Genomic DNA, 9231 nt, shown 5'->3' on the forward strand with positions numbered 1-9231 from the left:
TCGCCCGCCGGGGGGCGGGGGGGCCGCGCCCCGCTTTGCCCCCCCGTCAATTCGTCCCCCCCAACATCCCCCCCCCCCCCCCCCCCCGCGACCCCCTCTGTCGCCTTCGGCGACATCTCCCCCTCAAGGGGGGAGATAGGCGCTTGCGCGATCTGGCCCTACACGCCGTGTCCGGAACCCGCTAATCTCGCCCCATGAATCAGCACGCCAAGCTCAGGATCGGCCATTCGGCCTGTCCGCATGATTGCCCGTCGACCTGCGCGCTCGAGGTCGAGCTGCTCGACAGCAAGCGCATCGGCCGCGTCCATGGCGCCAAGGCCAACAGCTACACGGCTGGCGTCATCTGCGCCAAGGTCGCCCGTTATGCCGACCGCGTCCATCATCCCGACCGCTTGCTGAAGCCGCTGATCCGGGCGGGCGCCAAGGGTGAGGGCCTTTGGAAGGACGCGAGCTGGGAGGCCGCACTCGACTTGGTCGCCGAAAAATTCATCGCGGCCGAGGCAAGATACGGCTCGGAGACGGTCTGGCCCTATTACTATGCCGGCACGATGGGACTGGTGCAGCGCGATGGCATCGAGCGGCTGCGCCACGCGAAAAAATATTCCGGCTTTTTCGGTTCGATCTGCACCAATCTGGCCTGGACCGGCTGGATGATGGGGGCCGGCGCGCTGCGCGGTCCCGACCCGCGCGAGATGGCCAAGTCCGACTGCGTGGTGGTCTGGGGCACCAATGCCGTGGTCACCCAGGTCAACGTCATGACCCACGCGATCAAGGCGCGCAAGGAGCGCAGCGCCAAGATCGTCGTCATCGACGTCTACGAGAACGCGACGATGAAGCAGGCCGATCTCGGCCTGGTGCTGAAGCCCGGCACCGACGGTGCGCTGGCCTGCGCGGTGATGCATGTGCTGTTCCGTGACGGCATGGCCGACCGCGCCTATTTGGCAAAATACACCGACGATCCGCACGGTCTGGAAGCGCATCTTCAGACGAGGACGCCGCAATGGGCGGCTGATATCACCGGGCTTTCCGTCGATGAGATCGAAGCCTTCGCCCGTCTCGTTGGCACGACCAAGAAAACCTATTTCCGCCTCGGCTACGGTTTTTCGCGGCAGCGCAACGGCTCGGTCAACATGCATGCCGCCGCCTCGATCGCCGCGGTGACCGGCTGCTGGCAATATGAGGGCGGCGGCGCCTTCCATTCCAATTCGGGCATCTTCAAGCTGAACCAGGAACTGCTGGAAGGCACGCGGATGCGCGACCCGGCGATCCGCCATCTCGACCATTCGCGCATCGGCCCGGTGCTGACCGGCGCTGAGGATGCGCTCTATGGCGGCCCGCCGGTGACGGCGCTGCTGATCCAGAACACCAATCCGGTCAATGTCGCGCCGGAGCAGCGGCTGGTGAAGCAGGGTTTTCTGCGCGACGACCTGTTTTCCTGCGTGCACGAACAGTTCATGACCGACACCGCAAAACTCGGAGATGTCGTGCTGCCGGCGACGATGTTTTTAGAGCATGACGACGTCTACAAGGGTGGCGGCAATCAGCACATCACGCTCGGGCCGAAGCTGATCGACCCGCCGGAAGGGCCGCGCAGCAACCATTTCGTCATCGAGGAACTCGGCAAAAGGCTCGGTGTTGGCGACAGGCCTGGCTTCGGCATGACCGAGCAGCAGCATATCGACATCATTTTGGGCAAGCGCGGGCTGGGCAGTTTTTCGAGCCTCAAGGAACAAAAGTGGCTCGATTTGCAGCCGGCTTTCGAAGCGGCGCATTTTATCGACGGCTTCGGCCACGCGGACGGAAAATTCCGCTTTCGCGCCGACTGGACCGGGCAGGCGGCGCCCAACCGGCCGCCGAAAAGCATGGGCCTGTTCGGGCCGGTGGCAAGGCTGCCGGAATTTCCCGACCACGTCGATCTGATCGAGGTGGCGGATGCTGCGCATCCGTTCCGGCTGGCCACCTCGCCGGCGCGCAATTTCCTCAACTCGACCTTTTCCGAGACGCCGGTGTCGAAAGCCAAGGAGGGACGGCCGGAACTGCTTTTGCATCCGGACGATGCGGCAGCCTGTGGGCTGGCCAATGGCGACCGCGTCGAGATCGGCAATGCACGCGGCGAAGTCGTGCTGCACGCAAGATTGTTCGACGGCGTCAAGCGCGGCGTCGTGGTCGCCGAAGGCATCTGGCCCAACAGCGCCCACGAGCGCGGCGAGGGCATCAACGTCCTGACCGGCGCCGACGCGCCGGCGCCCTATGGCGGTGCGGCGTTCCACGACAACAAGGTGTGGCTGCGCCCGGCAAAGTGAAGCGTCGGAACGATATGCCCAACCAGCCGTTTTTGCGTGGCGGTGGAGACATGGTGATGGCAGAAGCGTTGGCAGCGCCGGCCCCCGTTGGAAGGACGCTTTCGCCCGGCGAACTCGTGACCACGATGGCGCATTTTCATCGCGCCGAGATTCTGCGCATGACGGGGTGGCGCGACCGCCTGGACCGGACGAGCAATTGGGCGATAACGGTCGTTGCGGCAATGTTGTCGATCTCGCTTTCGACGGCCAGCGCGCATCACGGCGTACTGCTTTTTGCCATGCTGCTTGTCCTGTTGCTGCTGTGGATAGAAGCGCGGCGATATCGCTTCTTCGACGTTTACCGGGCCAGAGTACGCCAGTTCGAACGGCACTATTTCGCGCAGATATTCTCGCCGCAGCCGGACTTCGCGTCAGATTGGCTGTTGGTCGTCGGCGAAAGTCTGCGCACTCCAAAATTCCTCATTTCGCAACGAGCGGCGTTGGCGCGCCGTCTGCGTCGAAACTACATCCACACGCTGCTGATCCTGCTGTTGGCCTGGATCCTGAAACTGTCGACCCCCAGTCTTCTAACCGAAGGTGTCCGCATCGACTTCGTCAGTTCGGTGCGCGAGGCGGTTGCCGGCGCTGCTCTGGGGCCCATTCCCGGCCTGGTCATCGTCGTGCTGGTCGCCGCCTTCTATGCCGGCCTGCTGGTCGCGGCGTTCCTGACCGCCAGCGACGACGGCGAGCTCTCCTTTGGCGACGTGCACGTCTAGGGCGGCAGCGCAAAACCGGTAGATCCGCGATTTCATTTGTGCAGGAAATCGAACCGATCGGTTCGTTTTTATTGACGCATTGTGCAAGACCAAGTGAACGTCGGCTCAGCAAATGGCCGGGCCACGCGGCAGAAATATTCGCCTAACGCATTGAGAAGAAAGTCAAAGATTGTGGCGAAGGAAGCCTTTTGGCGGATTTCAAGCACCCGGTTCAGGTCGTAGCCGGAACATCTTCGTGATTGGAAACTGCTGCAGGGCCAACCCACCTCGGGGTGGTCCGAGCGACGCGAAATCCTCCCAAGGCACGCCACGAGACGGACAACAACGCTGAAAGTATGAAAGTACTGGAGTACCTGAAATGACCAAGATTGCTCTCACCGCTGCGGCCATCCTCATTGCCACAGGCAGCGCCTTTGCCGGCAGCGACCACTATGGTTCGGACGGCGCCAGTCAGCCGGCCGCGCCTATTGGCAATGCGGCTGTTGGAAATGTCGACAGCACGTTCACGGGCTCGATCCGCAAGCCGTTTACGGCGGAGCACAATACCGTCAATACCAACGCGACGACCCAGCCCGGCACGACTGCACCGGTCGTGCCTCAGTCCGGCCGGGGCAACTGGGGCCGCTAAATCCTCAAGCTACGGAACGCAAAGAGCGGCGGGCTTGGCCCGCCGTTCTTGCTTATCAAGTCACAGCTCTCGTTTAGCGCAGATCCTTCGGCCAAACGCAGTGCGTCAGCCGCGCGTCACCGAGGGCCAGCCGTGCCCAGTCACCGTCGAAAACGAAGCGGGCAAGAGCCGCTGTCGGGAATTTTTCTTCAAGCTTTTTGAGTGCCGCGGCATCCGACCCGGCGCCGGCAAGTCGGCGCGCGAATTCCTCCAGGCCGGGATTATGGCCGAGCACCAAGAGGCTGATTGTTGCCGCATTTGCCTGCCGGACCTTGGCGAGAACGTCTGCCGCGCTGGCCTCGTAGAGCGCCTGGACGAATTTGGCCGGCGTTTTCGCGGGCAGTTCCGCCGAGACCAGCCGCCATGTGTCGCGGCTGCGCAGCGCCGGCGATACCAGCGCCAGATCGGGCAGCCAGCCCTGGCTGGCCAGTTCGCGACCGACCAGCGGAGCGGCCTTCAACCCGCGCGCCGACAGCGGCCGGTCGAAGTCGATAAGGTCAGGATCGTCCCAGCTCGACTTGGCATGACGCAGAAGAAGGAGTTGCTTCGTTGTCGCCATGCCGGCCTCCTCCTGCTCAGGGCGTGATGCGCGCCAACTGCTCGAGGTCGGTTTCCTCGCGCAGCGGATCGGGCGCCATGATCACCGAGGTGCTGTTGTCGGCATCGTCGGCGAAGTGGGCAAGCACGGTGCGGCCGCCTTCCATCCGCGCCTTGCCTTCGGCGACCAGCCCGAGCGCCAGCGGATAAAGCCGGTGCTCGGCCTTCAGCACACGCGCGGCGAGCATGTCCTCATTGTCGCCGACCATCACCGGCACGGCGGCCTGGGCGATGATCGGGCCGTCATCCATGTCCAGCGTGACGAAATGCACCGTGCAGCCATGGATGCGTATGCCCGCGCGCAAGGCGCGCGCATGCGTATCCAGCCCCTTGAAGGCGGGCAGCAGGGCAGGGTGGATGTTGATCATCCGGCCCAGCCATTTCTCGACGAAGCGCGCGCCGAGAATGCGCATATAACCGGCTAGCGCCACGATCTCGGCGCCGAGCGAGGCAAGCGCGGCGTCGATTGCGCCGTCATGCGCTTCCTTGCTGGTATAGTCGGCCCGCGAAATCACCTTGGTGGCGATGCCTCGCGCCGCCGCGATACCGAGACCGGCGGCATTGCCCCGGTCGGAAATGACGCCGACGATCTCGGCCGGATAGTCCGGGTTGCTGGCCGCGGCGATCAGCGCCGTCATGTTGGAGCCGCGTCCCGAAATCAGCACCACCGTGCGTTTGCGCATGCTCATAGGCCGATCGCGCCCCGATAGATCACGCCGGCGTCGCGGCGCGGCACGATGCGGCCGATCGGCGTCACGCTCTCGCCGGCCTCCTGCAGCACGGCCGCGACCTGTGCCGCCTGGCCGGAGGCGACGGCGAGGATCATGCCGACGCCGCAGTTGAAGGTGCGCATCATCTCGTCGGGCGCCACGCCGCCGGTCTTGGCCAGCCATGAGAACACCGCCGGCACCTCGATGGCGTCGAGGTCGAGCTCGGCCGAAAAATCCTTCGGCAGGACGCGCGGGATGTTTTCCGGGAAACCGCCGCCGGTAATATGGGCCAGCGCCTTGATGCCATGCGTGTTACGGATCGCCTTGAGGATCGACTTGACGTAGATGCGGGTCGGCTCGAGCAGCGCCTCGGCCAGCGTGGCTTCATCGTTGAAGGGCGCTGGATCGGTCCACGCAAGGCGGCTGGTGGCGACGATGCGGCGGACCAGCGAAAAGCCGTTTGAATGCACGCCCGACGAGGCCAGCCCCAACAGCACGTCGCCCTCGACGATGTCGTCGGTCGGCAGCAACTGGCCGCGTTCGGCCGCGCCCACGGCAAAGCCGGCGAGGTCGTAGTCGTTGCCGTGATACATGCCGGGCATTTCCGCCGTCTCGCCGCCGATCAGCGCGCATCCGGCCTGCCGGCAGCCCTCGGCGATGCCGCCGACGATCGCCGCACCCTGGTCGGGATCGAGCTTGCCGGTGGCGAAATAGTCGAGGAAGAACAAGGGCTCGGCGCCCTGCACGACGATGTCGTTGACGCACATGGCGACGAGGTCGATGCCGATCGTGTCGTGCTTGCCGGCATCGATGGCGATCTTCAGCTTGGTGCCGACGCCGTCATTGGCGGCGACCAGCACCGGGTCGGTGAAGCCGGCGGCCTTGAGGTCGAACAGGCCGCCGAAGCCGCCGATCTCGCCATCGGCGCCCGGCCGGCGCGTCGCGCGCACCAGCGGCTTGATCTTCTCGACCATGAGGTTGCCGGCATCAATGTCGACACCTGCCTCGGCATAGGTGAGCCCGTTCTTGCGCTTGCTCATCACTCTTTCCTGCTTTCCGGGGCTCTTCGCATGAACGGCTGCGCCTCGCAAGGATAACGGCTGGCTCAGGCATTTTCGGCACCATAAAATCGTGGACAGAGGCCTCAGGCAAATCTCCAACATTGGCGATGGCGAAGGCCTTGAAGATAGCCAATCTCTCCCCACAAGCGGAGATTGGCAGCATCTGCGTCGCTCTCACTTGCCGTAGCCTCTCATCTCTATCATGTATCATCAAAACAGAAGCGACGGGACATGCGTTTGACCATCCCCAACATGATCACGATCATGCGTTTCGTGCTGGTGCCGGGCGTGGTGCTGGCCATGCTGCAGGGGCGCTGGGACTGGGCTTTCGCCGGCTTCCTGATCGCCGGCATTTCCGACGGCGTCGACGGCTTCATCGCCCGCCATTTCAACCAGTATTCGCAGCTTGGCGCCTATCTCGATCCGATGGCCGACAAATTGCTGCTGGTCTCGGTGTTCGTGGTGCTGGGTTTCATCGGTGAATTGCCGCTGTGGCTGGTCGTCACCATGGTGTCGCGCGATGCGCTGATCGTCTGCGCCGTCGTTTTGTCCACCGTCATGGCCCACCCGGTCGAGATGAAGCCGCTGTTCGTGTCGAAGGCCAACACCGCCGTCCAGATCGGGCTGGCGGCGGTGGTGCTGGGCGAACTGGCCCTCGCCATCGATCTCGATCCGCTCAGGCCGGTGCTCATATTGCTGTCCGGGGTCTTGACCGTGGCTTCGGCCGCGGCCTATCTCGTGGCTTGGCTGAGGCATATGAGCGGCTATGGCGAAGGCTCCAAACCGGATACCTGACCAGAACATCGACGCGGCAGCCGAAGCTGCCGCTGCCGATGCGGCCGCGTCCGGCGTGTTTCGGCGCCAAATCCGCTTCTGGCTGATCAGCGCCATCATCCTCGCGGTCTTCCTCTATGTCTTCAGCGGCATCCTGCTGCCGTTCGTCGCCGGCATGGTGCTCGCCTACTTTCTCGACCCGGTCGCCGACCGGCTGCAGCGGCTCGGCCTGTCCAGGCTGATGGCGACGATTGTCATCTTGTTTGCCTTCATCGTCGTTCTGGTGCTGGCCTTCGTCATTCTCATTCCGGTGCTGGCTTCGCAGATGGCCGATTTTGCCAGCAAGCTGCCGGAATACCTGACCCGGCTGCAGAGCCTGATCACCAGCTTCGATCCGAGATGGCTGGAAGAGCAATTCGGCGTCGACGCCAATGGCCTGCGCGAAGGGTTGAACTCGCTGCTGACCTCCGGCTTCGGCCTGCTGACCACGGTGTTCACCTCGATCTGGAGTTCCGGCGTGGCGCTGGTCTCGGTGGTCAGCCTGTTCGTCGTCACGCCCGTCGTCGCCTTCTACATGCTGCTCGACTGGGATCGCATGGTGACGATCGTCGACAGCTGGGTGCCGCGCGATTATGTCCAGACCGTCAGGGCGATCGCCAACGACATCAACACCGCCACCGCCGGCTTTGTGCGCGGTCAGGGCACGCTGTGCCTGGTACTGGGTGCCATGTACGCCACCGGGCTGACGCTGACCGGTCTGAATTTCGCCATCCTCATCGGCCTGTTCGCCGGGCTGATCTCCTTCATCCCCTATGTCGGCTCGCTGACCGGGCTGGTGCTGGCCGTCGGCGTCGCCTTCGTCCAGTTCTGGCCGGACTGGACCATGGTCGCGGCGGTGGCCGGCGTGTTCTTCGTCGGCCAGTTCATCGAGGGCAACATCCTGCAGCCGAGGCTGGTGGGAAAAAGCGTCGGCCTGCATCCGGTGTGGCTGATGTTTTCGCTGTTTGCCTTCGGCGCGCTGTTCGGCTTCGTCGGCTTGCTGATCGCCGTGCCGGCCTCGGCTGCCGTTGCCGTCCTGGTGCGCTTTGCCATCGCCCGCTATCTCGAGTCGCCGCTCTACAAGGGCCACAACACCGAACCTGTGCCGCCGCTGCCGGCGCGTCGCCGCGGGAGCGGTGGGCCGCGCAGTTGAGCCAGATGCCGGACAACAAGATCGACCCGCCGCGCCAGTTGCCGCTCGATCTCGGCCACGGCACCGGCTATTCGCGCGACGAACTCGTCGTCTCAGGCACCAACAGCCAGGCGGTGGCGCTGGTCGATCGCTGGCCGGACTGGCCGTCGCCGGTGGTCGTGCTCGCTGGCCCCGCAGGCTGTGGAAAAACCCATCTGGCGTCGATCTGGCGCGCCCGCGCCGGCGCGGTGAAGGTCGACGCCGGTCGGATCGGCGACTGCATGGCGAGCCTCGGCGCGCGGCCGGCCCTGATCGACGATGTCGATGCCGGTCCGGTCGATGAAGAGGGGCTGTTCCATCTGGTCAACGCGGTGCGCGCGGCCGGCTCGACCTTGCTCTTGACCGCGCGGCGCTTTCCGTCCGCCTGGGGTGTCAGGCTCCCCGACCTCGCATCGCGGCTGAAGGCGGCTGCGATGGTCGAGATCCACGAGCCCGACGATCTCTTGCTGGCCGGTGTCATCGCCAAACTATTCGCCGACCGCCAGGTCGAGGTCGAGCCGCATGTCGTGCAATATCTGGTGCGCCGCATCGAGCGCTCGCTGGCCACCGCGATGCGCGTGGTCGAGCGGCTCGACCGCACGGCACTGGAGCGCAAGACGCCGATCACGAGGGCGCTCGCCGCAGAAACCGTCAGCGCCATGGATGAGGGGCAGGGCGAGTTCGAGATTTAGGCGGTGGGAGAACTTCCCTTCTCCCACAAAAGGGGAGAAGGTTAAGAAGGAATCCAGCGCGATGCCGATAACGGCTGGGCGCGGTTCTTCCTTCTCCCCTTGCGGGAGAAGGTGGCCAAGCGAAGCTCGGTCGGATGAGGGGTGTTCCAGGGAACACCAACGCCTCATTTCTTCCAGCACCCCTCATCCGTCTCGGCGCTGCGCGCCGATCCACCTTCTCCCACAAGGGGAGAAGGAAAGAAGCTCCGGCCGGTGTCCCATTTCGGGAAATGTTGACTGGCATCTGCTTTGCATCTTCCAGCTTGCCGGCTAACCCCGGTCCTGATTGCGTTCCAAATCAGGTTGTAGGCTCGCCGGGAGATGGGCGGTTGGGGTTCTCTTCCCGGATAGTGTCCTGAAGGTTCTGCAAAAAGCTCTGGAGAGAGAACAGCCCTTACTCTGAGGCGAGGGGCGGCCATGGCA

9 protein-coding genes are annotated in these 9231 nt (G+C 64.3%); 6 read left to right on the forward strand and 3 right to left on the reverse strand.

What is annotated here, in order from left to right:
- Positions 1 to 194: 194 nt before the first annotated feature.
- The 3 genes from AC0L2R_RS15875 (at position 195) to AC0L2R_RS15885 (ending at position 3686) form a co-directional block, all read left to right on the forward strand.
- Complete coding sequence (locus AC0L2R_RS15875; protein WP_473510072.1) at positions 195 to 2303, forward strand: molybdopterin-containing oxidoreductase family protein; 2109 nt, start codon at positions 195 to 197, stop codon at positions 2301 to 2303.
- Between the two features lie 56 nt (positions 2304 to 2359).
- Entirely contained in the window at positions 2360 to 3058 is a 699-nt protein-coding gene (locus AC0L2R_RS15880) for a DUF2270 domain-containing protein (protein ID WP_473510073.1), read from the forward strand.
- Positions 3059 to 3416: 358 nt separating this feature from the next.
- Complete coding sequence (locus AC0L2R_RS15885; RefSeq protein ID WP_473510075.1) at positions 3417 to 3686, forward strand: DUF680 domain-containing protein; 270 nt, start codon at positions 3417 to 3419, stop codon at positions 3684 to 3686.
- 73 nt (positions 3687 to 3759) lie between these two features.
- Here AC0L2R_RS15885 and AC0L2R_RS15890 read toward each other — a convergent pair whose 3' ends face one another.
- The 3 genes from AC0L2R_RS15890 to purM are packed head-to-tail and all read right to left on the reverse strand — an operon-like array spanning position 3760 to position 6072.
- On the reverse strand, positions 3760 to 4284 hold the full coding sequence (locus AC0L2R_RS15890; RefSeq protein ID WP_473510077.1) for a SixA phosphatase family protein: 525 nt from the start codon (positions 4282 to 4284) through the stop codon (positions 3760 to 3762).
- Between the two features lie 16 nt (positions 4285 to 4300).
- Complete coding sequence (purN, locus tag AC0L2R_RS15895; protein WP_473510078.1) at positions 4301 to 5011, reverse strand: phosphoribosylglycinamide formyltransferase; 711 nt, start codon at positions 5009 to 5011, stop codon at positions 4301 to 4303.
- The gene (purM, locus tag AC0L2R_RS15900; protein ID WP_128185528.1) at positions 5008 to 6072 is read right to left on the reverse strand and encodes a phosphoribosylformylglycinamidine cyclo-ligase; all 1065 of its coding nucleotides are present in this window, start codon (positions 6070 to 6072) and stop codon (positions 5008 to 5010) included. Before purM ends, purN begins: the two co-directional genes overlap by 4 nt.
- A 258-nt stretch (positions 6073 to 6330) precedes the next feature.
- Between purM and AC0L2R_RS15905 the strand changes: the two genes are divergently transcribed.
- The 3 genes from AC0L2R_RS15905 to hdaA are packed head-to-tail and all read left to right on the forward strand — an operon-like array spanning position 6331 to position 8769.
- Complete coding sequence (locus AC0L2R_RS15905; RefSeq protein WP_473510093.1) at positions 6331 to 6888, forward strand: CDP-alcohol phosphatidyltransferase family protein; 558 nt, start codon at positions 6331 to 6333, stop codon at positions 6886 to 6888.
- Positions 6860 to 8059 (forward strand): AI-2E family transporter, encoded by a 1200-nt coding sequence (locus AC0L2R_RS15910; RefSeq protein ID WP_023800642.1) that lies wholly within the window; start codon positions 6860 to 6862, stop codon positions 8057 to 8059. Before AC0L2R_RS15905 ends, AC0L2R_RS15910 begins: the two co-directional genes overlap by 29 nt.
- A 5-nt stretch (positions 8060 to 8064) precedes the next feature.
- Positions 8065 to 8769, forward strand: a complete 705-nt coding sequence (gene hdaA, locus AC0L2R_RS15915) for a DnaA regulatory inactivator HdaA (RefSeq protein WP_473510080.1) — start codon at positions 8065 to 8067, stop codon at positions 8767 to 8769.
- Positions 8770 to 9231: the final 462 nt, after the last annotated feature.

Source organism: Mesorhizobium sp. WSM4820, assembly GCF_055811075.1.